The sequence below is a fragment of the Kribbella sp. NPDC048928 genome (assembly GCF_043197975.1).
In the GTDB taxonomy this organism is placed as follows: domain Bacteria; phylum Actinomycetota; class Actinomycetes; order Propionibacteriales; family Kribbellaceae; genus Kribbella.
In genome coordinates this window covers 57,292-83,557 of the sequence record NZ_JBICUC010000005.1, presented here as the reverse complement: position 1 = coordinate 83,557, position 26,266 = coordinate 57,292, and the positions used below count along the sequence as shown (strand labels likewise).

Annotated in this window: 22 protein-coding genes; 7 read left to right on the top strand and 15 right to left on the bottom strand. The window is 67.4% G+C overall.

The window, feature by feature from the left end:
• Positions 1-4: 4 nt before the first annotated feature.
• The 8 genes from ACGFI6_RS22430 to ACGFI6_RS22395 all read right to left on the bottom strand — a co-directional run bounded on the left by ACGFI6_RS22430 (position 5) and on the right by ACGFI6_RS22395 (position 11,514).
• Positions 5-775 carry a spermidine synthase gene (locus tag ACGFI6_RS22430; protein WP_393121487.1) on the bottom strand — a complete coding sequence of 257 codons (771 nt, stop codon included), beginning with the start codon at positions 773-775 and terminating at the stop codon, positions 5-7.
• 150 nt (positions 776-925) lie between these two features.
• Positions 926-1,990, bottom strand: a complete 1,065-nt coding sequence (locus ACGFI6_RS22425) for an alginate lyase family protein (protein ID WP_393121485.1) — start codon at positions 1,988-1,990, stop codon at positions 926-928.
• On the bottom strand, positions 1,987-3,615 hold the full coding sequence (locus ACGFI6_RS22420; RefSeq protein WP_393121483.1) for an extracellular solute-binding protein: 1,629 nt from the start codon (positions 3,613-3,615) through the stop codon (positions 1,987-1,989). The genes ACGFI6_RS22425 and ACGFI6_RS22420 overlap by 4 nt, the downstream gene beginning before the upstream one ends.
• 37 nt (positions 3,616-3,652) lie before the next feature.
• Positions 3,653-4,603 (bottom strand): carbohydrate ABC transporter permease, encoded by a 951-nt coding sequence (locus tag ACGFI6_RS22415; RefSeq protein WP_393121481.1) that lies wholly within the window; start codon positions 4,601-4,603, stop codon positions 3,653-3,655.
• The gene (locus ACGFI6_RS22410) at positions 4,600-5,586 is read right to left on the bottom strand and encodes an ABC transporter permease (protein WP_393121479.1); all 987 of its coding nucleotides are present in this window, start codon (positions 5,584-5,586) and stop codon (positions 4,600-4,602) included. Before ACGFI6_RS22410 ends, ACGFI6_RS22415 begins: the two co-directional genes overlap by 4 nt.
• A complete protein-coding gene (locus tag ACGFI6_RS22405) occupies positions 5,586-6,830 on the bottom strand; it encodes a polysaccharide pyruvyl transferase family protein (protein WP_393121477.1) in 1,245 nt (414 codons plus the stop codon). Before ACGFI6_RS22405 ends, ACGFI6_RS22410 begins: the two co-directional genes overlap by 1 nt.
• A gap of 140 nt (positions 6,831-6,970) precedes the next feature.
• Positions 6,971-7,984: a LacI family DNA-binding transcriptional regulator gene (locus ACGFI6_RS22400; RefSeq protein ID WP_393121475.1), complete on the bottom strand. Its 1,014-nt coding sequence runs from the start codon at positions 7,982-7,984 to the stop codon at positions 6,971-6,973.
• A gap of 110 nt (positions 7,985-8,094) precedes the next feature.
• Positions 8,095-11,514, bottom strand: coding sequence for an alginate lyase family protein (locus ACGFI6_RS22395; protein ID WP_393121473.1), 3,420 nt, complete (start codon positions 11,512-11,514; stop codon positions 8,095-8,097).
• 198 nt (positions 11,515-11,712) lie between these two features.
• Between ACGFI6_RS22395 and ACGFI6_RS22390 the strand changes: the two genes are divergently transcribed.
• A complete protein-coding gene (locus tag ACGFI6_RS22390; RefSeq protein ID WP_393121471.1) occupies positions 11,713-12,714 on the top strand; it encodes a LacI family DNA-binding transcriptional regulator in 1,002 nt (333 codons plus the stop codon).
• A 126-nt stretch (positions 12,715-12,840) separates the two neighbouring features.
• Here the strand turns inward: ACGFI6_RS22390 and ACGFI6_RS22385 are convergent, their stop codons facing one another.
• Complete coding sequence (locus tag ACGFI6_RS22385) at positions 12,841-12,975, bottom strand: hypothetical protein (protein WP_393121469.1); 135 nt, start codon at positions 12,973-12,975, stop codon at positions 12,841-12,843.
• Between the two features lie 374 nt (positions 12,976-13,349).
• Complete coding sequence (locus ACGFI6_RS22380) at positions 13,350-14,114, bottom strand: DeoR/GlpR family DNA-binding transcription regulator (RefSeq protein ID WP_393121467.1); 765 nt, start codon at positions 14,112-14,114, stop codon at positions 13,350-13,352.
• Between the two features lie 162 nt (positions 14,115-14,276).
• On the opposite strand from ACGFI6_RS22380, the gene ACGFI6_RS22375 reads away from it, so the two are divergent.
• The 6 genes from ACGFI6_RS22375 (at position 14,277) to ACGFI6_RS22350 (ending at position 20,734) form a co-directional block, all read left to right on the top strand.
• Positions 14,277-15,596: an ABC transporter substrate-binding protein gene (locus tag ACGFI6_RS22375; RefSeq protein ID WP_393121465.1), complete on the top strand. Its 1,320-nt coding sequence runs from the start codon at positions 14,277-14,279 to the stop codon at positions 15,594-15,596.
• The gene (locus ACGFI6_RS22370; RefSeq protein WP_393121463.1) at positions 15,593-16,528 is read left to right on the top strand and encodes a carbohydrate ABC transporter permease; all 936 of its coding nucleotides are present in this window, start codon (positions 15,593-15,595) and stop codon (positions 16,526-16,528) included. Before ACGFI6_RS22375 ends, ACGFI6_RS22370 begins: the two co-directional genes overlap by 4 nt.
• A complete protein-coding gene (locus tag ACGFI6_RS22365; protein ID WP_393121461.1) occupies positions 16,525-17,361 on the top strand; it encodes a carbohydrate ABC transporter permease in 837 nt (278 codons plus the stop codon). The genes ACGFI6_RS22370 and ACGFI6_RS22365 overlap by 4 nt, the downstream gene beginning before the upstream one ends.
• A gap of 12 nt (positions 17,362-17,373) precedes the next feature.
• Positions 17,374-18,738 carry a hypothetical protein gene (locus tag ACGFI6_RS22360; protein WP_393121459.1) on the top strand — a complete coding sequence of 455 codons (1,365 nt, stop codon included), beginning with the start codon at positions 17,374-17,376 and terminating at the stop codon, positions 18,736-18,738.
• Complete coding sequence (locus tag ACGFI6_RS22355) at positions 18,735-19,835, top strand: SIS domain-containing protein (RefSeq protein ID WP_393121456.1); 1,101 nt, start codon at positions 18,735-18,737, stop codon at positions 19,833-19,835. Before ACGFI6_RS22360 ends, ACGFI6_RS22355 begins: the two co-directional genes overlap by 4 nt.
• An 83-nt stretch (positions 19,836-19,918) precedes the next feature.
• The gene (locus ACGFI6_RS22350; protein WP_393121454.1) at positions 19,919-20,734 is read left to right on the top strand and encodes a DeoR/GlpR family DNA-binding transcription regulator; all 816 of its coding nucleotides are present in this window, start codon (positions 19,919-19,921) and stop codon (positions 20,732-20,734) included.
• On the opposite strand, the gene ACGFI6_RS22345 is transcribed toward ACGFI6_RS22350, so the two are convergent.
• From ACGFI6_RS22345 to ACGFI6_RS22325, 5 genes are read right to left on the bottom strand one after another with little or no spacing between them, the layout of a single operon-like run.
• Positions 20,735-21,568: a carbohydrate ABC transporter permease gene (locus ACGFI6_RS22345; RefSeq protein ID WP_393121451.1), complete on the bottom strand. Its 834-nt coding sequence runs from the start codon at positions 21,566-21,568 to the stop codon at positions 20,735-20,737.
• Positions 21,561-22,514 carry a carbohydrate ABC transporter permease gene (locus ACGFI6_RS22340; protein WP_393121448.1) on the bottom strand — a complete coding sequence of 318 codons (954 nt, stop codon included), beginning with the start codon at positions 22,512-22,514 and terminating at the stop codon, positions 21,561-21,563. Before ACGFI6_RS22340 ends, ACGFI6_RS22345 begins: the two co-directional genes overlap by 8 nt.
• Entirely contained in the window at positions 22,511-23,785 is a 1,275-nt protein-coding gene (locus ACGFI6_RS22335; RefSeq protein WP_393121445.1) for an ABC transporter substrate-binding protein, read from the bottom strand. The genes ACGFI6_RS22340 and ACGFI6_RS22335 overlap by 4 nt, the downstream gene beginning before the upstream one ends.
• Positions 23,785-24,936 carry an NAD(P)/FAD-dependent oxidoreductase gene (locus ACGFI6_RS22330; protein WP_393121442.1) on the bottom strand — a complete coding sequence of 384 codons (1,152 nt, stop codon included), beginning with the start codon at positions 24,934-24,936 and terminating at the stop codon, positions 23,785-23,787. Before ACGFI6_RS22330 ends, ACGFI6_RS22335 begins: the two co-directional genes overlap by 1 nt.
• Positions 24,929-25,993, bottom strand: a complete 1,065-nt coding sequence (locus ACGFI6_RS22325; protein WP_393121439.1) for an amidohydrolase family protein — start codon at positions 25,991-25,993, stop codon at positions 24,929-24,931. The genes ACGFI6_RS22330 and ACGFI6_RS22325 overlap by 8 nt, the downstream gene beginning before the upstream one ends.
• Between the last annotated feature and the right edge of the window lie 273 nt (positions 25,994-26,266).

The window sequence follows — 26,266 nt, the reverse complement described above, 5'->3', positions numbered from 1 at the left end:
GGTATCACACCGGGCCGCGGCGAGCCACGTAGACGGTGTTGGTTGCGTCGTGGTCCTGCAATGGGTTGGGGAACGTGACCACATGCGCGACCTGGCTGTCGAACACCTCGGACAGGACATCGCCGAACGCCGCATCGGGCGGATCGTTCGACCACAACGCGAAGACGCCACCGGGATACAGGTGCGCGGCGAGACGACGCAGTCCCTCCGGCGTGTAGAAGGCGGCATGGCTGGGATGCAGGACGTGGCGCGGTGAATGATCGATGTCGAGCAGTACGGCATGGAAGCGGCGGCCCGGTCGATCACGATCGAACCCGCCGTCACCATCGGCCAGAGCGAAGAAGTCACCGTGCACCAGTCGGCTGCGGGGATCCCCGACAATGTCATCGGCCAACGGCAGCAATGCCCGCCGATGCCAGCCGATGACCGCATCGAGGGCCTCCACAACAATCAGCGAGCCGACGCGCGCGTCCTGCAGCACCGCCCGGGTGGTGTACCCCAGCCCGAGGCCACCCACAACGACATCGAGCCCGGCTCCCGGTACATCACCGGGCACCTCACCGGGCACCTCACCGGGCACATCACCGGGCACAGCGGCAAGTCCCAGGCGCGCCAACTCCACCTCGGCAACGGTGAAGAAGCTCGACATCAAGAACTCGTCGCCGAGTTTGACCTCGTACACCTCTGCATCCAAAGCCGGATCATGGCGCCGCCGCAGGCTGATCTCGCCCAACTGCGTTTGCTGCCAGTCGAGTTCCTCGAACAGCGCGTTCACAGCCGGAGCCGTCCGTCGGGCGTCGTCAGTTCATCCATGAGCCACAGTGTGCTGGTCACACCGACGGGGCTTGTGCCCGGGTCCCCCGCGCGCGATCCACCCGGTGCACGGCGGTTGGCGTTCCCGCGCAACGCGACCGCCGGATCTGTGTCACTCCTTACCTAGGGCCATGGATGCGGTTGACGGGATTTCGGGGGCGGGTAGGTCTCGTCCTCGGAGGGTTTCTGCGAACGCTTTGAGGCCTGGGGTCTGGTAGACGGCGGCGGCTTCGTCGGCCAGCCACAGAGCAGTTCGGTCGAGATCTGAGGGCTGCCGTGGCCAGATCCATCGACGGTCGTCGTTCGCGTTGCCGGCCCAGAAGTGGAACGCGTCGCGGAGACTACCGAAGCCGGGTTCGGCGGGTGCGTTCCAGAGGTCGCGGCCTTCAGCGGCTGCGACTCGACAGCAGACGGCGAAGGCTCGTAGACAGTAGATGGTGTAGAGCAAGGAGTCGGGACGGGCCAGTTCCTTCGGGAGAGCGCCGCCGGGAGCGATGTGACGTAGCCGGATGTCGAACCGATCGAGGATCTCGGTGAGCGCGGTCCGATCATCGACGAACTGCAGATAGCGCAGTACTTGCGCGTCCCACCAAACTCCGTGGTTGTTGGTCATCAGTTCTTCCTGCCTTCCGAGTTCGCTCGACCGCATCCAGTGGGTCAACTCGGCGAACCAGTCCTTCAGGAGCGGCAGGCGTTCGGTGAATCGTCCGGCCTTCACCAGCAGGTCGACGTGATCGAGGAGATCGGTCAGGAGCGTCGCCTCGATCTGCCCGATCGCCGCACCGTCGTGCTGACCGGGCAGCGCGGCAGCGTGAGCGAAGTGGGGGCGCATCGCGGTCGCCGGGTCCAGGAACCAGCGTTCGAGACGCGCCACCGCGGCGTCGGCGTAGCGTGCCTCGCCGGTTCGGACGTGGGCTTGCACCAAGGTGTTGACGGCTGCGACCGTCTGCCGGAACCGCCGTTTGTCGTAGCGATCGCTCCACGCGTCCGGGTTCCGCCGGCCGTCGACCCTGATGTACGGCAGACCGTCGGCTGTCTTCGGATTCGGCCAGGAGTAGTTGCCGACCGAGTAGTAGTCGTGGGCAGCTCCGGCCCAGTCCGACGGCTCACGGTCGATGATGGAGTACGGCCGCCCGGCCAGGAATTCGTCGGCTCGGGCCACCAGTTGGCGGCTCACTTGGGTCCCGTCTCCGAGAAGGCCTGCTCATAATCGGCCCGGATCTTGTCGCCGCCACCGTTGCGCCACTTGGTCACGGCCGCCTTCCAGCTCGACACGGGTGCGCGTCCGGCCAGGATGCCGTTCCGCGCATCGGTCAGGTCCTTGCCCAACTGCTGCCCCTTGGCCGCATCGGTCTCGGAGTACAGGCCCTGGGTCGGATCGGGGGCGAGAATCGGCAGGGCGGCTTCCTGGTAGTCGAAGCGGGCCTGGGCGACATCACGCCGGCCCGGGTCATAGATGGCCAGGGTCGGTCCGCAGACGTATCCGAACGGCACCAGCCGCAGATTCTGGCCGCGCGAGTTCAGGATCGGATCGTTGCCCTCCAACGCGAACGTCTGCCCCTCGATTCCGAAGTTGCGCAGGAGGTACTCGGACGATCCGAACGGCGCGGCGAGCCAGTCGAGTACCCGGAGCACCTCGCGGACCCGATCCGGTTCGGCCTGGGTGACAGCGGTGAACGCCTGAGCCGCACTGCCCCGAGGATGCAGGGGCTTGCTCGCCGCGTCGTAGCCGAACATCGGAAGCGACCCGAGCTTGAAGCCCGGCACCTCGGCGCCCCACATCTCGTACTTGCTCCAGCCGGCGTACCCGCCGAAGACGATCGGGGTGGTTCCGTTGGTGAACCAGTCGTTGCGTTGATTGTTGGACGCAACCAGGCCGTCCGGATGGAAGACTCCGGCGTCGGCCAGCTCGCGGGTGTCGGCCAGCGCCTTCTCGTACTGCTCGAGTTCGATGTTGGAGGTGAACTTCCCGCCGTCCTCGATCCAGGTGCCCGGGATGCCGAGGGAAGCGGCGATCATGGTCAGGGTGCTGCCCGGATCGCCGCAGGCCCAGCGGGACTTGCGCTCGTTGGTCAGCCCCTTCAGCAGTGCCTTGAACTCTCCGATGTTCTTCGGCTGCGCGGGCAGCCCGGTACCGGCGACGAGGTCGGCGCGGATCCAGGCCACCGACGGGATCGGCACGCGGGCGATCGGCACTCCCCACAGCGCGTTGCCGTACACGGTCTTCCGCCACGAGTCGGTGGACAGACCCGCCAGGTTCGGATAGTCCTTGACGGCGTCGCCCGACAAGTATTCGGTCAAGTCGGCGAACTTCGCCTTCAGTAACGCGGGCAGCTGCTGCACCGAGCCGTAGATCGACACCACGTCGGGCAGATCTCCGCCGGCCACGGTCGTCGCGAACCGTTGAGCGTAGTCAGCCGCCGGCGCGTACGTGATGTCGAGCTTTCCGCCAAGTCGCTTGTCGACCTCCTGCCACAGCGGATTGTCGGACTTGCCGGGCGCCACCGGGTCGAAGGTGTAGGTGAGGGCGGAGATCTGGCCACCCGACAGCGGTGGCTTACCGACTGCCGCGACGGGATTCGGCGGGTACTCGAAGTACCCGCTCATGCCGAGCGGGCTTGCGCTCTTCAGCGCGGGTTCGGCGTTGCCTGCCGGGGCGAACCTCGGGAGAACATCCGCTCCGATCCGGCCAGAGGTTTCCGCCGTCGTCTTGGCGGAGCAGCCGAGAGCTGATCCGGCGGCACCGGCGACGGCTGCCGCTGACAGCCCTTTGAGCAACGTACGGCGCGAAAACGCATCCATGGTTACGGTTCCCTCCTCATGGCGGGCGTCCGGTCGATCAGCCTTTGACGGCGCCGATCAGAAGTCCCTTGCTGAAGTGCTTCTGGATGAACGGGTAGATGATCAGGATCGGGATGACGGACATGACCAGAATCGCCATCTGGATCGATGCCTGCGGAGGCAGCGACTCGGTCGACGCCGAGAGCTCGTCCGTCCCGAGCGGTGTCTGGTTCACGACGAACGTTCGCAGGACCAGCTGCAGCGGCCACTTCTCCGGCGACGGCAGGTAGAGCAGGGCTGAGAAGAACGCGTTCCAGTAGGCGACGGCGTAGAACAGGCCGACCACTGCGACGACGGCCTTCGAGAGCGGCAGGACGATGAAGGTGAGGATCCGGAGTTCGCCGGCCCCATCGATCTTCGCCGACTCCGTCAACTCGCTGGGAAGCTCGAGGAAGAAGGATCGCATCACGATCACGTTGAAAGCGTTGACCACCACCGGCAGGATCAGCGCCGCCAGGTTGTCGATCAGACCGAGCTGCTTGACGATCAGGTACATCGGGATCATGCCCGGGTTGAACAAGAGGGTGAACAGTGTCATCAGCAGGATGGGCTTGTGCAACAGCGACCCCGGCCGCGACAGGGCGTACGCGAGCATGATGGTGCAGGCCAGCGACAGGACAGTACCCACAGCGGTGACGACGACCGACACGCTGAGGGCCCGCGTCACCACTCCTCCCGACAGAACGGCCCGGTACGCCGCAAGCGACGGCTCGCTCGTGAAGAGCACAAGTCCACCGCGCGCGCTGATGTCGCGTTGCGGCGCCAGACTCGTCATCACGACGGCGACGAACGGGACGATCACCGCGAGGCAGGCGGCGGTCAGCAGTACGCCGCGCGCAGCGGTCGCCCAGCGCGGTTGCCGCCCCATCCAGGCAGGCCGCTCGTCCGGCGCCGGTCCACGGTTGCGCCGAGCCCGGCGTTCAGACGTGGTCTCCAGTAGTCCGGTCATTTCGAGTACACCCCCCGCTCCCCCATGGCGTGGGCGAGCCGGTTCGCCCCGAGGACGAGAACCACACCGACGAGGCCCTTCACCAAGCCGACAGCGGCCGAGACACCCCAGTTCCCGCCGATGATCCCGTTGTTGTAGACGTAGGTGTCGAGCACTTCGGAAGCCTGGGCGCCGACCGGACCCTGCTGCAGGAGGATCTGCTCGAAACCGACCGTGAGCGAATCACCCAGCCGCAGGATCAGCAGCAGGACGATCACGGGCCGGATCGCGGGCAGGGTGACGTGCCACAGCTGGCGCAACGGGCCGGCCCGGTCGATCGCCGCCGCCTCGTACAGATTCAGGTCGACCTTGGAGAGCGCGGCCAGGAAGATGATCGTCGACCATCCGGTGTCCTTCCAGATCACCTGCGACGTGATCAGCAGCTTGAACAGCTCCGGTACGCCGACGATGTGAAAGGATCCCAGGTCCGCAGAACGCAGCCACTCGTTCAGCATTCCACCGTTGCCGAACATCTGCTGGAACAACGCCACGACGATGACCCAGGACAGGAAGTGCGGCAGGTAGAGGATCGACTGCGTCAGCCGCTTGGCCCGTTCGTTCAGCATCGAGTTGAGGACCAGGGCCAGCGCGATCGGCACCGGGAACACGAACAGCACCTGGACCATCGTGATGATCAACGTGTTCACGAGCGCGTTCAGGAACTCCGGGTCACCGTCGAAGATGACCGAGAAGTTGCTCAGGCCAACGAAATCCGATCCACTGATGCCGAGGAACGGCTGATAGTCCTGGAAGGCGATCACGTTGCCCAGCAACGGCAGGTAGTGGAACAGAATCAGGACGATCACGCCCGGTACCGCGAGCACGAGCAGCACCCGGTCCCGGTGCCATCGGGCGGCGAGCTGCCCACGGACGCGAGACCCGCGCGCCGCAGGCGCACCGGGAGCTGTGCCGGCCCTCGGCCGTACCTCGGTCCCCGATGACATCAGCGGATCCTGCTTCCGACCGCTGCGACCGCGGTCTCGACCATCCCCCGCACGCGCTTCTGCGCGCCGTCCCGAGCCTGCCGGGCGACGTCGGCCGCCGCCGGGCGGTCGTCGGCGATCTTCTGCAGGAGCTGCCCGGCCGCAGCCTCGGCCCCCGGTCCCAGCTCGACGAACGGCAGGCCGAGATCGTTGTACATCTGGCCCTTGATCGTGTCGGTCGGCTGACGCAGGTAAACCGACGGAACGCCTTCCGCCAACGCGATCAGAGGTGAGTGGCACTCCATGCTCACGACCGCGCCGGCCCGTCGGTACACCGCAGCCGCCTCGGTGAGGTCCCAGAACCGCGGCAGGATGTGGACCAGGTCGGCAACGTCGGCGGGGAACGTCCCCGCGAACTCGGCCTCGGCGACTTCCATCGCGTAGCTCATCTCCGGCACGACGAGCGCCGCCTCGCCAGTGGCTCGCACCCACCCGATCACCGTCTGCCGCAGCACGTCCAGGTCGGACTTCAGATAGCCCGCGTTGTAGGCCGTCCGGCGAACATCCTCGGCCGCGGGTGGGTAGTTCCGGATCTGGTGGTACGGCGTGAAACGCAGCCGCGGTACGACGCAGAGGAAGCGTCCGGGCTGCAACCCGTACTCCGTGAGGACCGCCTGGCCGTCGCCGTCGTCGACCACGTCGAACATCACGGTGGCGTCCGGACCGAACGCGATCGCGGGCGCCCCGAGATCCTGGCCGGCCAGGAACCGCTCGGTCAGCGAGTCGCGGCAGTAGACGAACGCGGCCGTGTCGAGCACCTCACGCTGGACCTCGGTGAGCAGGTCACCGTCGATCGCGCTGATCATGCTCGCCGCTCGCGCCAGCGTCGAGCCGTACGGCCGGAGCGGGTCTACTGTCACCCCGAAAATGCCATGCGGTTTTCCGGTCCGCCGATGCCATTCGGCGACCTCCGCCTGGGCAACGAGCGACGGCCCCGACCCATGGACCAAAAGGTCGCCTTCGGCAAACAACCGTTCCAGCGCCGGACTGAGCGGCTCGCCGGGCACGACCCGGTCCTCGACGATCTCGACGTCCGGAAAGTAGCGGCCGAGCATCCGCCGCACGCTCTCGTCGATGCTGCGAGCCCACAGCGTCAGCTTCGTTCCCGGTGCGTAGCGCTCGAACGCTCGCAGCGCGCCCGGCGTATGGGCAACGTCGCCGATGTTGACGGTTTGCCAGCCGGAGACGAGAACGACGTGAACCATAAGGAATTCCCTGTCCAGCCCAACCCGAGCAGCGGTGGGCTTACGGTCGATTCGGGGCTACGGCGAGCATCATGCCGGTGATTCATCGGTTAATCAAGATCTGCGAAGCCGCCGACGGTGACTTGTCGGCAGGTGGGCGCTTAGCCCGCGTACGGTGCCGTCGATCCTCGATCGATCAGTTTCGGCGCCGGCCGCGTCACCAGTGCCGACTGGACGCGGCGGCCGTCGATCATCCGGCGCAGTGTCGTATAGGCGCGCATTCCGGCTTGCTGCACAGGCATCCGGACCGTACTCGGTGCCGGCCGAATGGCGTCGGCGATGGGCAGATCCTGGTACACGACGATCGACAGATCGGCGGGAATCCGCAGGCCGAGGTCGATGACCGCCGCAATCGCTCCCGGTGCCGCGACGATGTTGTCGACGATCAGCGCGGACGGTGGCCGGGCCGAGCCCAGGAGCTCGCGCGTCGCGGCGGCCAGGTCCGGTGGCTCGTAGCCGACCTGCTTGATCAGCGATCGGTCGAATCGCACACCCGCCGCCCGCAACGCCGAGCGGTAGCCGTCGACCCGTGCGCAACTGGCGATCGGGACGACGGGGCCGCCGACCAGCGCGATCCGGCGGTGCCCGAGACCGAGCAGGTGCGTCGTGGCCAGACCGATCCCGGCCGCGTCGTCGATCCACACCGACACGGAGTCGTCCGGTCGCGGGTTCTGCAGGATCACGTACGGGATCGACCGCTTGGTGAGTTCCTCAGCGGTCTCGGTCCCCCATTGGGTGGACCGCAACAACACCCCGTCGACCATGCCCGTGCCGACGATCCGGCTCATCAGGTGGCTGCCCGGCTCGATCCACAGCGCGTCGGCCAGCAACAGCACGTCACCGTGTTCCTCGGCGGCCGCATGCATGCCACGAATCGCCAACTCGAAGACGGGGTTCGCGATCTTCGGCACCACCGCTGCGATGACTCCCGATCTGGACAGGCTCAGCGACTTCGCGGCGTGGTTGACGCGATAGCCCGTGTCCAGGATCGCCTGCTCGACGCGCAGCCGGGTCGCCTCGCTCATCCGGACGTTGCCGCGAGCCCCGGAGATCACCGCGGAGACCACGGCCGTGGACACCCCGGCCCGCTTCGCAACGTCCTTGAGCGTGATCATGCCGCCAGCGTAACCGCATCCGCCTTTGAGGCCCCGGGGTGAACCAGATCTCTGCCGGAGATCAAGCTTCCTGCCCCGAGGCCTCACGTCATCACCTCGTCACGACGCGCTCAACCGGAGCAGGAGCGTGCGACGGTGACGTTCTCGAACGTGCTCTCCGTGGACGCGTAGAGCCCGACGCCGCCGTTGCGGACAACGGTGTCGCGACCCTCCAGGATCTGAACTCCGTTCAACGTCACGGTGATGCGGTCACCGTGGATCGCTGCACCGAGTTCGACGGGACCTGTCAACGGGTTGCTGAGCGATACCGTGCCCACCGTGACCGGACCCGACGCGTGAGCCTCGCGGACGATACTCGCGTACTGAGTTCTGTTGCTCGTCTTGCCGAGGTGGATCCGGTACCCGTACGAGTCCGAGGTGTCTCGCAGCGAGATGCCCGCGGTGCCTACGGATCCATCGATCGTGACCGTGGCTTTCGCGGCATAGTCACATGTCTCGGAGAAGCGTGACGGCAGCGTCGAGTCGGCCAGCACGTGCGCCCGACCATCGCTGGGCGTGAGCTTCAACCGACCCGAGTCGACGGACACCTTGCCTGCGACACCCCGCCAATTGGCCTGGTCGAGCCCTTCCTTGATGGTGATGTTGTCGAAGGCCGCGGCCCGGCCGTTCGTGGAGGCGGCGGCACCACCCGTCGGCAGTTGCGTGTCGTCAGCGGAGATCGACGTGTTTCCCACCGTGGCGATCAGATGCTTCCCGATCGCTGAGACGGTCAGTGTGTGCGCGCCGTCTGCGTTGATGGGCAGCTCCGTCTCCGCGAGAAGCGTGGACACCGCGTTGTAGACCTTCACGAGCTGCAGCTTCGCGCTGCTCGATGTACTGACGACATCGGCTCGGTAGTAGTTGCGGGAATCGTGGTAGCGGAACGCGAGACCGGTCGTTGCCGTCGTCTGGCTTCGTGTCCCTGGAACGATGTCGGCAGCTATGACCACGTCGTCCGGAACGTCCTGCTGCACCGCCAACGACTCGGTGTCCGTACCCGAGGTCTGCACCAGCTGTGTGTCAGGCTGCGTGCCGCCGAGCGTCCAGGTGCCCTGCACCGGCTTCCAGCCGTCAAGGGAGCTGTTGAAGTCATAGACAGTGCTGTCCAGGCTCGCGTCGGTGAACTTTTCGTCGAGCAACGGCTTCGGTGCGAAGGCTGCGTTGGCCAAGACTGTGACGAGGTTGCCGGTGCGGGTGAACGCGGTCGGGGTGCCGTTGATCTTCACCGCGCGTGCCTTCGGCGCGTTGATCGTAAGAGTGCCCGTAAACGGGTCCCCCAGCGAGATCTGGGCGGTAGCGCCCTTCAGTTCCACACTGAGGTCGGACACAACTCCGGAGGCTTTGACGACGGTGTCCCCGCGGTCGACCAGCGACGAGCCCCGGGTCACCGCGTACCGCGTCAACCCGCCGCGCTTGGCACGCTCGAGGTAGGCGGTCTCGGCGTTGGTCGCGGCATCCCCGAACTGCCTCGCCGAGGGAATGGCCTCGCGCGACAGGTAGAAGCGGCCGGTCGCTTTCGGCAGGTCGATCTTCATCGCGCTTGCCACGGAGTGATCCACCTGGGGCAGTTGGATGCGCGACGCCTTGACCGACGGCGCGGCGCCGGCCTTGCCGGGAACGACGACTGTGTCCACGCCGGTGGCGCCGGTGGCGGACCAGTCGTACGACAGGTAGTCGACGTCGGTGAGAACCTGTTCGCCCACGCGCACGGCGCCGTTCTTGTGGACGCTCGACGTGAGATCGGCACCGGGCGAGGCCACGGGGACGAGGCGCACGCCGGCAACCGGTGCGGCGCCGGGCACCGTGTCGAACCCAACCGTGGCGACGTTCGTGTTCGGGTCGACGGTGACCGGATCGCCAGGGAAGTGCCAGAGCTGCCGGTAGTCGTGCGCGCCGGTATCACCCGTGAGGTCGTCGGAGACGACCCAGAAGCCGGGCTTGACGAAGTAGACGACGCGATCGTGCGCGATCGGCCGGTAGGCCTGCGTCTTACCACGGTAGATGTCGAGGCCCGCGTTCGAGCGCCACAGCGACGTCGAGCGAGGCAGGCCGGCGGGCTGCGGCTGTCCGTCGACCTCAACGGTGTTGTGCGCCTCGGTCGTACGGCGCATCCAGTCGTTGGTCGGGGTGGCGCTGTAGTCGCCCGCTCCGGGGTCGACGATCAGCGGGCGCCCGTACGCCGCCATCACCAGGCTGAGGTCGTCAGGGTGCCGATGGGAGGCCGTGTAGCTGGAGTTCTGGTTGTTGATCAGCATGTATCGGGCATCGGCGTCCCACCCGGACCGCTGGACCGCGTAGCTGATCGGGAAGACCGTGGACGACAGCGTCGGGACGGTCCCCTCGGTGCGGCCGGAGGCGACCCAGGTGAAGTCGGACCACGAGTTGCGCTCACCGGTCTTCCGAATCGCGCTCTCGCCTGCGTCCGTGTTCGGAGAATCACCGACGAGCGCGGTCTCGAGGTTCGGCTGACGGGTGGCGAACAGCGCATCCGCGATCCAGTCCGCTGACTGCACAACGCCGTCGGGCAGAGTTCGCCCGTTGGCATCGGCTACTTCGATCATCGTGTTGATCAGATCGGCCACGTAGGCCTGATAGTTGAACGTCGGCTCGCGGTACACGCCGTCGCCCTTCACCCAGGCGCGCAAGAACCGCTCGACAGAGCGCACCGCGAACGGCTCCCAGACGAACGACGCCGCGAACTCGGGCAGATAGACCGCCGTGACGTAGATCGCCCGGGCCATCGAGACATACCAGTTGTTTCCGACATGGATCTGCAGCACGTTCGCGAGGAGATTCGTCGTCGCTTGCACGCCGGACAGGTACGCCACGAGGTCATTCGCGTCGATGCTCGGCTCCGTCCGGAACACGGAGAACGCACTGACGAGCTGGGTCAGCCGCTTGGCGCCCGACAGGTTACGGTTCTGCGGCCAGGTCGGATTGTCGGCGAAGAAGTCCAGTGAGATGTGCATCCACGCCGATGCGTACGCCGCACGCTTCTGCGGATCGCTCTCCTTCAGATAGGCGCTCGTCAGCGTCGACATGAACGTGAAGTCGCTCATCAGAACCTGTGCACTCCCTGGGATGGTCTCCGTCCCGCCCCAGAGGTCCGCCCAGTCCACGTCGATCCGCTGCGCGGCGTCGTCGTAGAAGTCACGGGTCACGGTGCCGAACCGGAAGGTCCCAGCAGCGAGTTCGTCGGCGGTCGCGTCACCGCCTCCTCCCCCGCCCACACCTGGGTACTCGATGCCCGAACGTCCCGCGTAGTAGGCCTTGAGTTCGGCCGCGGCGCCGGCCTCGTCGCCGGCGGCAAGCTCCGCCGCCACGTGGGCGAGCCCTGGACGCGTCAGGTCGAGCAGTTCACCGAGATCCGACATGTCGGTCGTGGCGGCCCGGGCCGGCGACAGGCCCGCCACCATCAGGGCCAGCGCGACTGTCGTCGCAACCCACACACCGGCGCGGCGAGTGCTCCGCCGAAGAAGTCTTCGTTGCATCCCATCTCCTCATGACACGTGAGAGTTCTTGCTGAGTCCTTCGGCTGCGCCCATCCCCAACGGTTCGCACGGACGGTCCAGGGGTGCGCGCGGAAGACCGGCCCGTTTGGATTTGGGGCCGGGTTAGGTGACGTATCGTTAATTCACCGTAGGCTTGGTTGAATCGTTACGTCAACGGTTCGAGGGAGACGTGCAAGCGTGACAACGCAACGGGACATCGCCCGCACAGCGGGGGTATCGGTCGCGGTGGTGTCGGCCGTGCTCAACGGCACGACCCACACCCGGATGAGCGAGGCGACCCGTGCGCGGGTCATCCAGGCCATGGAGACCCTCGACTACCAGCCCAACCAAGCGGCCCGGTCTCTGCGGCTCAACCGCACCGGCATGATCGCGCTGATCCTCCACAAGCTCGACAATCCCGTCTACACCCACCTGCTGCGCGGCGTCTACGCGGCCGCGGCCGAGCGTGGCGGGACAGTCCTGCTCGGCGACGCCGAGACGATGCGCTCAGGCAGCCAGTTCGTCACCCGGCTGCTCAGCCAGGGCACCGTCGACGGCATCCTGATCCGGGACGACCGGCTGTTCGACGACGACGTGATGGCCGAGCTTCGCTCCCACCCCAAGCCGATCCTCAGCCTGGACCACACCCAGGACCACCCTTGGGTCGGCATCGACGACTGCCGCGCCGGCGAGATCGCGACCCGATTCCTGCTCAACCTGCGCCATCGCCGGATCGCCTTCATCGGTGGGGCGCCCGGGCACGCATTCCGGCAGCGATACCTTGGCTATCAGCAGCAGATGCAGCAGGCTGGGCTGGAACCGGCGCCGCACCTGGCCACCGGGTTCGGTGAGCAGGCCGGTGCCGACGGCCTGCGACAAGCCCTGCAACTTCCGGCCGCGCCGACCGCGGTCGTGGTGAACAACATCATGAGCGCCGTCGGGGTACTGGCCGCCGCCCGGGATCTCGGCATCGCCGTACCCGACCAACTATCTGTCATCGGGATCCACGACGTAAGCCTGATGGAACACCTGCGCCCAGCCGTAACCGCGGTCCGGATGCCCATGTACGACCTCGGCCGGGCCGGCGTCCACGGACTGTACGAACTGATGGCAGGCCGCCCCTGCCCCGGCGGCATCATCACTGACCCCGAGCCCGAACTCGTGGTCCGCGACTCGGCAACGGCCCTGACCGACGCCTGACGAGGCGCTGCGACTCAACAAGCTCGAACAGTGACATCAGACAGACGCGCATCAACGAACGACACGTCATTGACGTTACGTTATGTCATTTCATCGCCTGCGCGACGCCTCGATCTCCTCCCGCTCTCAGCGTTTACAGGTCAACGTCCTCGCAGCGCGACCGGCCGAACCATGACCGATCGCGGAGGTCTCCGGCATGTCCTCGTCTCCGCGCGCCGGCGTCACCACGACCGTCCAGCGGTACGGCACACTCGTTGCCATCGGCATCGCCTCACGCGAGTGGACATCTGCTGGTGTTGAGGGTTCTCCCCTGGCGTACGGCCGGAGAACCCTCCCCGGGAGGCTCTTCTGCCCGATGTGTGGGTACCGACAACCGCTCCGATTCCGAGGCGTGGATGCCGGCTGCGTGTGGTCTGGGGTGGCAGGGCGGACAGCTCGACAGGACATGTCGGTTGAGGTCTGGCCGGTGAGTAGTGCACCTGAGCGTGGAAGTGCGGTGCGCGTACGGTGTCTCGGGGTGCACTAACTGTCCAAATGTCCGCCGCCCACGCCCCTCCGCCATCGGTCCACCCACACACACAACAGAAGAGCCGGATATCCATCGGTCGTGAAAAGGGCGGCGGTTTCCGGGCCGATCAGAATGGGCCGACTGTTGTCACGCGGACGCCTGCGTGGCGGATGGCCTCGAGCTGGGCAGGATCTGCGCCGCTGTCGGTGACGATGTCGGAGACACCCGAGAGCAGGCTGATCCGGGCGAACGTGACCCGGCCGATCTTGGAGCTGTCCGCGATCACCACGCTGCGCGCCGACCTGCGCAGGAAGGCCAGATCGGTCTGTGCCTCCATCTCGTCGTACGTCGTGCAGCCCTCCTCCGGCGTCAAGCCGTCGACGCCGATGAACGCGATGTCGAGGTGGTAGTTGGCGAGCATCGCCTCCGCGGCCGGACCGACCAGCTCGTACGTCGAACGCGCGATGCCCCCGACCATGACGAGCCGGATCCCGGCATGGCCGACGAGTTCGGCGGCGATGTTGATCGCGTTCGTCACGACCGTGATGCCGCGCCGCTGCGCCAGTGCGCGAGACAGTTCGAGGGCCGTCGTACCGCCGGTCATACCGACCACCGCGCCGTCCGGGACCAGCGCCGCCCCAGCCCGGCCGATGCTGCGCTTCTCCGGCTGCCGCATCGCCGCCTTGACCCGAGTGGGCTTCTCGTCACCCGCTTCGTTCGCCAACGCACCGCCGTGGGTGCGAACGAGCAACTGGTTGCGGCTCAGCGCCTGGAGGTCGCGGCGGATGGTTGCCCCCGAGACGCCGAACGCCACAGCCAGTGCGGCGACGTCGACAGTGCCGTGCCGACCGACCCTGTCGAGGATCTCACTCAGCCGCTCCGACTTCCGCACAGCGGCACTGTACACAATGCGCACGAAGTGCGCGTTTGCTCAAATTCCTGCGTGTGTATACGAAATCCTTGACCGTTAGTTTTCTTTCGAACTACCTTCGCTCCACATTCGCGCATGATGCAGTGCGCAACTGCGCACCGCGCAACAGCCTTTGGAGTAGCCATGCTCAGGAGCAAAGGACTACTGGCAGCAGTCGCGAGCCTGACCCTCGTCGTCGCCGGCTGCGGCGCCTCGGGAAACGAGCAGAGCAGCGGCGGGTCAACCGAGACCTCAGGAGTCACGATCACCGTCGCACTCGCTTCGGACGCCCCGCCGAAGGCGGCGATGGACGCGTTCACGAAGCAGACCGGGATCACCGTGAACTGGGTGGACCTCGACTGGGACAGCCTGCAGAACAAGATCTCGGCGGCGGCCACCGCGAAGACGTACTTCGCCGACGCCACCAACGTCGACTGGTCCCGGGTCGGGCAGCTCGGCAAGCTCGGCTGGTTCTACCCGGTGGATTCCTACCTCGACACCAAGTCGATGCAGGCCGACGTCCCACAGCTGGCGTCGTTCACCGTCGACGGGCACGTGATCGGCATCCCGTACGACGCGTCGTTCATGGTCACCACAGTCAACACCGAGCTGTTCGCGAAGGCCGGTGCGAATCCGGCGCCGCAGACCATCGACGAGTACACGGCCGCGCTGAAGGCGCTCAAGACCAAGGGCGTGGCCAACTACCCGCTGAACATCCCGTTCGCGGCGGCGGAAGGGCTGTCGACGTACTGGTACGAAACGACCGCCGCCTTCGGCGGGACGGTGCTGGACAAGTCCGGCAGACCGCAGTTCACCAGCCCGGACTCGGCCGGCTACAAGGCCGCGGACTGGATGATCAACGCGCTGAAGACGGGTCTGGTGCCGCCGGGCAACATCAACGTCACCGATTCACAGGGCATGCAGAACCTGATGGCCAGGGGCCAGGTCGCGAGCACGTTCTCCGACTACTCCGGCAACGTCGGCACGGTGTACAACATCAAGAAGGCGTCCTCGGTGGTCGGCAAGGTGAAGTACATCCCCACGCCGGGCGCCTCGGGTCCGGCCGCGAACCTCAGCAACCCCGACGGCATCGGCATCCCGAAGCAGGCCAAGCACCCGAACGCCGCCGCGAAGTTCATCGAGTGGTTCACCGCCACCCAGCAGCAGGCGGACTTCGCGGGCGTGAACGGCCCGGACAAGACGTTCGCGACGTACCCGATCCCGTCGCACCTGTCGGCGGTCAAGCAGATGACTGCCAAGGGCAACCTGATCGGCGGCGCCGAGTTGGTGCCGATGCTGCAGGGCTCCAAGCCGGTCTTCGAAGGCGGCGCACCGTCCTGGTACCCGAAGTTCTCCAACGCGGTCTACACCAACCTGCACGCCGCAGCCACCGGCTCGATGTCGGTCGAGCAGGCGATGAAGACCATCGGTGACACCGCCGACCAGCTGGCGTCCGGGTCATGACGGTGACCACCACGGCCGAGGTCAGCAGCACGGGACCGGCACCGGGCCTCAAGCCGGTACGCCGGTCCCGCGTCGACCTCCTGCCGTACCTGCTGATCGCGCCGGTGATGATCTTCATCGCCTGCCTGGCGCTGGTCCCGGCGGTCTTCACGATCGTGCAGTCGTTCTACAAAGTCGATCCGCTGGACCCGCCGGCCAGGTTCGACGGGCTGGGCAACTTCGTGCGGCTCGCCAAGGACCATGCCGTCGTAGGCAGCCTCGGCAACACCGCCCTGTACGTCGTGATCGGCGTGACGCTGTCGACGCTGATCGGAATCGGCGCCGCGGTTGTACTGCAGCGGCCGTTCCGCGGCCGGAGCCTGGTGATTGCGATCCTGATCCTGCCCTGGGCGATGCCCGGCGTGGTCGAGGGCATCCTCTGGAGCGGCATCTTCGACCCCAACGTCGGCCTGATCAACAGCGTGCTCTCGGCGCTGCACCTCAGCGACGGCAACGCCGTCCTGCTCGGCCAGAACCGGTTCCTCACGATCGCGTTGATCGAGCTCGTCCAGGTCTGGCAGATCGCCCCGCTGTCGGTGCTCCTGATCCTGGCCGTCCTGCAACTGATCCCGAGCGACCTGTACGAGGCCGCCCAGATCGACGGTTGTACGTCGTGGGGCGCGTTCCGGCGGATCACGCTGCCGCTGGCACGGCCCGGGATTGCGGTGACCATGGTGCAGGCGGTGATCGCCACACTCAACGTCTTCGACCAGCCGTACGTGCTGAACGGCGCCGCGACCACCGGCGCATCGGTCACCATGCAGACGTACTTCATCAGCTTCCAGGATCTCGACTTCGGCAAGGGCTACGCGCTGTCGCTGCTGATCACGATCGTCACCCTGCTCGTCTCGCTGGTGGTCGTCCGCCTCGTCTACCGAAGGGTCGAACTGTGACCAAGCGACGCAACGGACTACGCGGCATCGGGGTTGCGCTGCTGCTGATCTGGTCCCTCGGGCCGGTGTACTGGGCCTTGAAGACGAGCCTGCAGACCGAGGCCGACGCCCGCGCGCGGCCCGTGCACTACGTGCCGGCCAACGCCACCCTGCAGAACTACTCCACCCTGCTGTCCGGGGACATCGACATCCCGGGCCAGATCCGGCGGTCGGCGGTGAACATCGTCGTCGAGTGCGGCGCGGCGACGATCGTGACGGTCGTACTGGCCACGCTCGCGGCGTACGCCTTCGCACGGATGCGGTTCCGCGGCCGGAACGTGCTCTTCTACGCGGTCCTGGCGACGATGGCGTTCCCGGCGTACACGACGCTGATCCCGCTGTACCGGATCATGAGCGATTTCGCGCTGGTGAATACGTATACCGGGATCGTGCTCGTCTACGTGTCCGGATTCTTGCCCTTGGCAACATGGATCCTGCACAACTACTTCGCCGGCCTGCCCGCCGGGATCGAGGAGGCGGGGCTGGTCGACGGAGCCCGCCGGCTGCAGGTGCTCTGGCACCTGTTGCTGCCACTGGCCCGGCCCGGGATCATCTCGACCGCGCTGATCACGTTCCTGTTCGCGTGGGGACAGTTCCTGTTCCCACTGGTGCTGTCGAGCGACCTGTCCACCCAGCCGCTGACCGTCGTCATCGCCGCGCTGCAAGGCCGGCACGTGGTCCCGTCCACGCTGCTCAACGCGGCCGGCATCCTGGCGATCATCGTGCCCGCGGCACTGGCGCTGGCCTTCAACCGCTACATCGTCAACGGCCTGCTGGCCGGCAGTACCAAGTGAAAGGGAGACTTCGTGAGTGACAACTCCATCGTCCTGATCGGTGCCGGCAGCACCGTCTTCACGCCGGGCCTGATGACCGACCTCGCGGCCTCGCGGACGTTCGACGGCTGGACGGTTCACCTGGTCGACCTGAACGGCGAGGCCGCCGAGACCATGGCCAGGGTCGGCGGCCGGATCGCGGCCGAGCGGGGCGCCGAGCTCGAGTTCGTTCCGCACGTCGACCGGCGGGAAGCGTTGCCGCACGCGCGGTTCGTGACGACCACGATCGCGGTCGGGGCCGCCGCCGGCTGGCGCGCCGATGTCGAGGTACCGGCGAAGTACGGCATCGCCCAGACCGTCGGCGACAGCGTCGGCCCGGGCGGCGTCCTCCGGGCCCTCCGGCACGTGCCGGAGTTGGTGGCCATCGCCCGCGACGTTGCCGACCTCGCGCCCGAAGCTCAGCTGATCAACTACTCCAACCCACTCACCGCGAACGTCCGCGCGATCACCGCCGAGACCGGACTAAGGGCGGTCGGTCTCTGCCACGGCACCATGCACACGCTCGCCAAGCTGACCACCGACCTCGGCTACGGCCGCGGCGAGCTCAGCGCGGTCTTCGCCGGCCTCAACCATCTCTGCTGGCTGCTCGATCTCCGCCACGGCACCGAGGACGTGTACCCGGCCCTGCGACGGCTCGTCGCCGAACGCGCCGGGGACATCGATGCCCCGTCGACCGGCGAGGAAGGTGTGCACCTGCCGGTGTCCGCAGATCTGATGCGGACCTTCGGCCGGTACCCGGCGCCGGGCGACCGGCACGTCGCCGAGTTCTTCGGCGGCTACCTGCGAGCAGCGGACGGCAGCCCGGCCGACGAGACCAACCTGCCCTGGGGTCTGCAGGGCGGCCGCGACGCCACCCTGCGGTACATCGGCCAGAAGGACGACCTCTGGGAGCAGTTGCACGCCCAGGCCGCGGGCAAGGCACCGCTCCCCCGGACCGACAACCAGGAAGCCGAGCGCCTGGTCGGGATCGCCGAGGCGATCGTGACCGGCAAGGACCACATCGAGCTCGCGGTCAATCTGCCGAACGAAGGCAAGATCCCGAACCTCCCGGCGACCGCTGTGGTCGAGGTACCGGCGGTGGTCGGCGCCGCTGGCGTCATCGGCCTCGGCGTCGGACCGTTGCCCGACGGCATCGCCGCGGTCCTCACCGCGCGCGCCCAGCAGCAGGAGATCACCGTCCACGCGGCGCTGACCGGCGACCGCTCGCTCGCGCTGCAGGCGCTGGCACTCGACCCCCTCGTCAGCGGCCTGACTGTTGCCACCGGCATCCTCGACGACGCGATCGAGGCGCACGGGCCACTGCTCGACCGGTTCGCCGCGGCAGAGGTGCCGGCATGACCGACACGTACCAGGAGGTTCACCAGCAGCCGGCGGTCTGGCGCGAGACGGCGGCGATGCTGGCGTCCCGGTCGACCCGGATCGGTGAGTTCCTCGAGCCCATCCTCGCCCAGCCCGATCTGCGGATCGTGCTGACCGGCGCCGGCACCTCGGCGTTCGCGGGCCAGATCCTGGCTCCGGCCCTGTCAAGAGCACTGCGCCGGCGGGTCGAGGCGATCGCCACCACGGACATCGTCTCGAATCCGCAGGAGATGTTTGCCGAGAACGTACCGACCTTGCTGGTCTCGTTCGCACGATCGGGCGACAGTCCGGAGAGCGTCGCGGCCGCCGAGCTGGCGGTGGCCTGTCTGCGTTCGGTGCACCAGCTGGTCATCACCTGCAACGCGGACGGGCAGCTCGCGCGAAAGCACGCCGCCGACCCGTCGGCGCTCGTCTTGTTGATGCCGCCGGCAACCAATGACCGGGGCTTCGCGATGACGTCCAGCTTCACCTCGATGCTGCTCACTGCGTGGTTGATCCTCGCACCGCAGCAGGACCTGCAGCTCGCCGATCAGCTCGCCACCGCGACCGAGCGGCTCCTGGCCCGAGCGGACGAGCTGACGCAATACGCGACCCGCCGCTACGAGCGCATCGTCTACCTTGGCAGTGGTCCCCTGGGCGGTCTGGCCCGGGAGTCGGCGCTCAAGCTCCTCGAGCTCACCGCCGGACAGGTTGTCAGCTACCACGACACGCCCCTCGGCTTTCGGCATGGACCGAAGGCTGTGCTGGACGAGCGCACGCTCGCGGTCGTCTACCTGTCCAACGATCCCTACACGCGGCAGTACGACCAGGACATCGCGACCGAGCTGCGCGCGGCGATCGGCGCCGATAACGTACTCGTCGTCGATGCCCAATCGGGCGACGGTGACAGCGCCCTGCAGATCGAGGGCGCGTACGGCGTCAACGACACGCTCCTCGCGCTGCCGTACGTCGTGATCGCGCAACTGCTGGCGCTCGGCTTCTCGGTGGCACTCGGCCGGACTCCCGACAACCCGTTCCCCGACGGCGAGGTCAACCGCGTCGTCCAGGGCGTGACCATCCACCCGCTGCGCTCATGAGCACCCACGACCTCGACACCGCCGAGGCCCGCACGAAGCGCTGAGCCAAGGCGCCGGCAGACGACTCGAGTGAGGTGATCGTCATGAGTACGACAGCTCCGCCCGCGGTACGTTCGTGGCAGCCGACGCCCCGCCGCTCGCAGCGGCTGGTCAAGATCCTGGACCTGCTGGGTGAGCGCGGCCCGATGTCGGTCGACTGCCTGCGCCGCGAGCTACGCGTGTCGCCGGCGACGCTGCGACGCGACATGGGCCACCTCGAGGAGCAAGGCCTGATCCGCAGGACCCACGGCGGCGCGCGGCCCGCGACCGGGCCTGAGCTGCCGGTCCGGCTCCGGGACACCAAGCGCCCGCAGGCCAAGCACGCCATCGGTGTCACGGCCGCGGCCCTGCTACCGTCCGGCAGGCCCTTGGCGGTGGCGATCGGTGGCGGCTCGACCGCCGCCGAGGTCGCGCGGGAGCTCGGCGGGCGCCGCCGGCTGACCATCGTGACCAACGCGCTGACGACCGCGGCCGCTGTCGCCGCGCGGCCGAACCTGCAGGTGATCATGACCGGGGGCGTGCTCCGCGCGAGCTCGTTCGAGCTCGTCGGCAGCCTGGCCGAGAGTGCGTTCAACGGGATCAGCGTCCATCTGGCGATCCTCGGTGCGGACGGCGTGAGTGTCGCGGACGGCGTCACCACTCACGACCCGACCGAGGCGCGGACCAACCACGCGATGGTCTCGCATGCGCACCGGCTGATGGTGGTCGCCGACGGGTCCAAGATCGGCCGGACGACAGTGGCCAAGGCCGCCGACGCCTCGGCCATCGACGTACTGGTGACCGATGCGTCCGCGGACCCGGACGAGCTGGCCGGACTCCGGGAGCTCGGAGTCACGGTGCGGCTCGCCCGGGTACCCTGATCAGCCCTTGACGCCGGAGAAGGCGATCCCGCTCATCAGCTGGCGCTGGAAGACGATGAACACCACGATCACCGGCAGGCTCGCGACCAACGAGCCGGCCATCAGAACCGGGAAGTTCGTCGTGTACTGACCTTGCAGGCTGGCCAGTCCGGCCGAGACCGGCATCTGTCGCGGGTCCGAGTTCACGACGAGCGGCCAGAGCAGGTCGTTCCAGGACCAGATGACGACGAGCACGCCGAGCGCGATCATGCCGGGCGCGGCCATCGGCAGCATGATCCGCCAGAAGATCTGTACGATGCCGGCGCCGTCGATCCGGGCCGCCTCCTCGATCTCGGCCGGCAACTGGCGGAAGAACTGCCGCATCAGAAAGGTGCCGAAGGCACTGAACATCCCCGGCAGGAAGAGCGCCACCAGCGTGTTCAGCAGACCGAGCTTCTGCATGATCTGGAACTGCGGCAGCAGGAACACCTGGTACGGCACCATCGTCACGGACAGGAAGACCGCGAAGAGCACGCCGCGACCGCGGAACTGCATCCGCGCGAACGCGAACCCGGCCAGCGCGCTGAAGAACACCTGCCCAACGGTCCGCGCGATCGTCATGACCGTGGTGTTCAGCAGCTCACGGCCGAACGGCAGCGCGTTGAAGACGGTCGAGAGGTTCGACCACTGCGGTGAGTCCGGCACGAATGTCGGCGGTACGCCGACCGACTCGCCGAACGTCTGCAGCGAGGTCGAGACCTGCCACAGGAACGGTCCCACCATGAAGACCGCGCCGATGCACAGCACCAGGTGTGCGACTGGGTGCTTGAAGCGCTTCCTGGTCGACTCAGCCATAGTGGACCCACCTCCGCTGCAGCCGGAACTGAGCAGCCGTCAGGATCAGCGTCGCGAGCAAGAGCAGGACCCCGATGGCGGCCGCGTAACCACCGTTGTGCTCGGCGAAACCACGCTGATAGAAGAGGAACACCAGCGTCTCGGTCCGGCTGATCGCCGGACTCGTCGCGCCGACCATCAGGTACACGAGGTCGAAGGCCTGCAGCGAGTTGATCACCGTGATCACGGTGACGAAGAAGATCGACGGTGTCAGCAGCGGAACCGTGATGTTGAAGAACTGCGACACCCGCCCGGCGCCGTCGAGCTCCGCCGCCTCGTAGTAGTCGGCCGGGATGCCGCGGATCCCGGACAGGAAGATCACCATGTTGTAGCCGATCGAGCCCCAGACGCCGACGATGCTGATCGCGAAGATCGCGGTACGCGGATCGGACAGCCAGTGCGGACCGTCGACGCCGACCTTCGAGAGCAACCAGTTGATCAGCCCGTAGTCGCCGTTGAACAGGTACTTCCAGGTCAGCGCGACAGCTGCCGGGAGCGTGACCACGGGCAGGAAGTACAGCGTCCGGTAGATCGTCACGCCGCGCAGGCCGGGCAGGCTGAGCAGCGCCGCGACGACGGCCGAGAGCGGAACGGCGAGCAGCGAGATCGCGCTGATGATCGCCGTGTTCACGATCGCGTGGAAGACGTCGGAGTCGGCGATCAGGGTCCGGTAGTTCTCCAGCCCGGACCACACGTGTCCACCGAACGCTCCCCAGCTGGTGAAGGAGTAGTAGATCGTCTGGAACGTCGGCCAGATCTCGAAGATCGCGAGGCCGGCGCCGGCGGGGAGCAGCAGCAGTGCCGCCCACCAACCGCTGTCGTGGGTCGGCGGCCGCGGTCGCCGTCGGCTCGCTGTCCCGGTCCGGCTGCTGCCGACCGGGACAGTCGCGGTCTTTGAGGTGCTCACTTCTTTTCCTTCGCCAGCGCCTGGTTCATCGTCTCTGCCACCCGCTTGGAGACGTCGGCAACCGGGGCCTTGCCGGTCCAGGCGTCGGCGAACTGCTTCGTCGCCGCGTCCCGCCAGGCCGCGGTGTCGGTGGACGCCGGGAAGGGCTGCGCGTACTTGAGATGGTCGACGAACACCTGCAGATCGAACTCCGGCATCGCCTTGGCGTAGGCGTCGGCGTGGCCCTGGTACGCCGGGATCACGGTGCCCGTCTTCGCCTGGATCTCCGCGGCCCGATCCGACCCGAGGAACTGCAGGAACTCCCACACCTGGTCCGGGTGCTTGGTCTTCGCGGACATGCTGTTCGCGAGGCCGTTGCTGTAGTAGTTCCGGTTGCCACCGGGGCCGGCCGGGAGCGGTGCGACGTCGATGTTGGCCTTGCCGTACGGGACGGCGGCGATCTCCTCGGGCTCCCACGAGCCGCAGTACCGCATCGCGACCTTGCCGGACGTGAGCATCGCGAGCGGGTCGGTGTCGGTCGTCTGCTGCAGCGTCGGCGAGACGTGGTACTTCGTGATCATGTCGGTCCAGAACTGGATGCCCTTGACCGTCGCGTCCTGGTTGTACCCGGAGGTCGTGCTGTCGGGCGAGATGATCTGGCCACCGGCCTGCGGGACGGTCAGGTACCAGCTCAGCTCGTCGGCCTCGGGCGCGACGAAGCCGTAGACGCCCTTCTTCGGGTCGGTCAACTTCTGGGCGGCGGTGACAACGTCGTCCCAGGTCCAGGAGTCGTCCGGGTGCTTCACCTTCGCGGCATCGAAGAGCAACTTGTTGTAACAGAGCCCGAAGCCGTTGACGTCCTTCGGTATTCCGTACACCTTGCCGCCGAAGGTGTACGCCTTCGTGACCGCGGGAACGTACGCGTTCATGTCGAGCTTCGACTTCTTGATCTGGTCGTCGAGCGGAGCAGTCCCGCCACCGGTGGCGTAGTACTTCGCGTACACCATCGTCATCCAGAACACGTCGGGGCCGGTGCCCGAGGTGATGCTGGTCTGCAGTTTCGTCCAGTAGCTCTCCCAGGGCGTCACCTGGACCTGGACGTCGATCTTCGGGTGCTGGGCGTGGAACTCGTGGACGATCTGCTTCATCGCGGCCGCCTGGGCCTGGTCCCAGATCGCGTAGGTGAGCGTGACCGGCTCGTCGTCGCCTGCCTTCGAGTCTCCGGAGCAGGCGGCGGTCGCGATCAAAGGGGCTGCGAGCAACAAACTGAGGATGCGCCGTGCGGTGTTCATCAGGACTCCTTCGAGAGGGGACGACCTGGGTCGAGGAAGGCGAGGCGCTCGGGCAGTCGGTCGCCGAGCGCATGCTGTGCCGCCAGCTCGCCGAGTAGCGGGCCGAGGGTCAGCCCCCAGGCTCCGAGCCCGGTCGCCACATGGATGGTGGGCGCCACCTCGCCGACCAGCGGCAGTCCGTCGCTGGTCGCGGGCCGGAGGCCGACCCTGGTCTCCAGCACGGTGGCCGCCGACAGACCGGGCGCCAGGTCGAGAGCGGCCTGGAGTACGGCGTGCTGCCCGCCCGCGGTGACTCGTGCGTCGAACCCGACGTCCTCGTGCGTCGCCCCGGCGACGATGCGGTCGTCGAACCCGAGCAGGTAGCCGCCGCCCGGGGTGTTCACCACCGGCCGCATCCCAGTCTGCTGGCCGTCCAGCCGCAGGTGCACGAGCTGCCCGCGGATCGGCCGGACCGCGACCTCGACGCCGTACGCGGCGAGGTCCGCCGCCGCCCAGGCGCCGGTCGCGAACAGGACTGCTCGACAGGTGAGCGTACGGTGACCGACGCGGACTCCCGTGGAAGTCAGGATGCCCGCGCCGGGGATGACCTCCAGGGTGGCGGCCGTGTCGGTCTGTGCTCGACGGCGGGCTGCAGTCAGCAGGCGGTTGTGCAGCCGGGACCCGACGACCCGGCCGACCTCAGTGATGAACAGGCCTCTGAGGTCACCGCGTAGTTCGGGCCAGTAGCTGCGGACGTCGTCGACGATCTCCACTGGTTTGGTGACGCCGTGAGCGCGGCGCCCGGCCGGCGTCGAGAGCCGCTCCGCGACGGCGTCGAGCGCTGCTTGCTCGTGTGGATCGTCGCCGGCGACGACAAGCTCACCTACCTGCTCGTAGGTCGCCGAACCGGCACCGGTCGGGTCAACCGCGTCCAGCTCGGCCAGCAAGCTCTGGTAGTAGCCGACGCATTCGGTGATGAGCGCGGTCCACTCCGGCCGCTGTTCGCCCCGGTCGAGCGCGACCGGTGACACGATGCCGGCTCCGGCGTCGGTCGCCCGGCCGGCGAGTCCGGCGTCGACCAGCGCGACCCGAGCTCCTCTCCGGACGCCGGCCAGCGCGGCACTCGCGCCGACGATCCCGCCGCCGATAATGATCAGGTCGAAGTCAGCCATCGCTCGAACCCGCGGCCAGGGCCGGGATGAACGCGCGGGCGTTGTCGCCCTCCACCCGGGCGGCAAGGTCGTCCGGCAGCCCGAGACCGGAGATCGTCCAGCGTCCGGTCGGCGGCGGCTCCTCGGACGAGTACGGGAAGGCCTCGTCGGAGCTCTGCAGGAAACGCAGGTAGAGCTCGTAGTCAGCGGCCTCGGGCGGGGCGCAGTCCGTGCCGAGCAGGACCCGGTCCGGATGGCGCTCGATCAGCGCCCGGGTGCGTCGTGGCTGCCGGCCGAGCTCGGCGACCCGCGCGGCGAGGTCGACGCAATAGTTGGGGTAGCGGTCGAGCATCTGCTCCACCCAGTCGAGGTTCTCGGCGAGGCAGCCGACATGCGCGCCGATGAACCGCACCCGCGGGTGATTGGCGACGACCGCGTCCAACGCGTCCATCAGTCGTTGCAGCGGCGGGAACTCCGGGCCGTAGAAATGCCAGTCGGGATGCCGGAGGAGCTCCTCGACTCGCTCGTTGCGGCTGTCCAGTGGCTGGAAGAACGCGACCGGGTCCGCGGTGTGGATGAGCGCCGGGACGCCGGTCTCGGCCAGGGCATCCCACAGCGGCTCGAGACGTTCGTCGTCGAGAAAGATCAGCTCGTCCCGCTCATCGCGTACCCGAAGCCCGATGTCCTTCCAGAGCTTGAGCCCGCCCGCACCCCGCCGTACCGAGTCGGTCAGCGACGCACCCATCCGCTCTCCCCAGCCGGGCGTCTTGGTGTCACTCCAGTCCAGCCGGGCAAACGTCACGAACCGGCCCGGAAAGCGGCGGTCGTAGCGATCGAGGTTGGCCTCGAGCTCCTCGGTCCACTCCCCGTCGAGATTGACGATCGTGGCAACCTGCGCAGCATCCATCAGTGCGACCAGCGCATCCGGGTCAGGCGCCCGCCAAACCCCGTTCAGCCGCCGCCCAAGATGGTTGTGCACATCCACGATCGGCGCGGCCGGCCTGGTCACCCGTGTCGCCCGCCCCGTCATCATCGAAACCGGCGCGAAGTCCCGCAGCCGAAGATCAGCAAGAGTCATCGTCCCTCGATCCACCACTCGGCAAGTAGTCGAGGAGACGCTAGGCGCACCCATTCACCACCAACACAAAACGCTCAATCCAACTGAGCGCTCCCCCAAACCGTCGCCGAGGTATTCGCCGGACTGGAGGTCGTACAGGTACCTGTAACAGCCATCAACCTCAGACAAGACCTTCGGCGGACGAGCTCCTGCGGCGGCCTCGGCGCCGGCGACGCGTAGTACGGGTGCGGTACGGGCAGAGGCGCGTCGGCGACAGCTCGTAGCGTCGCGACG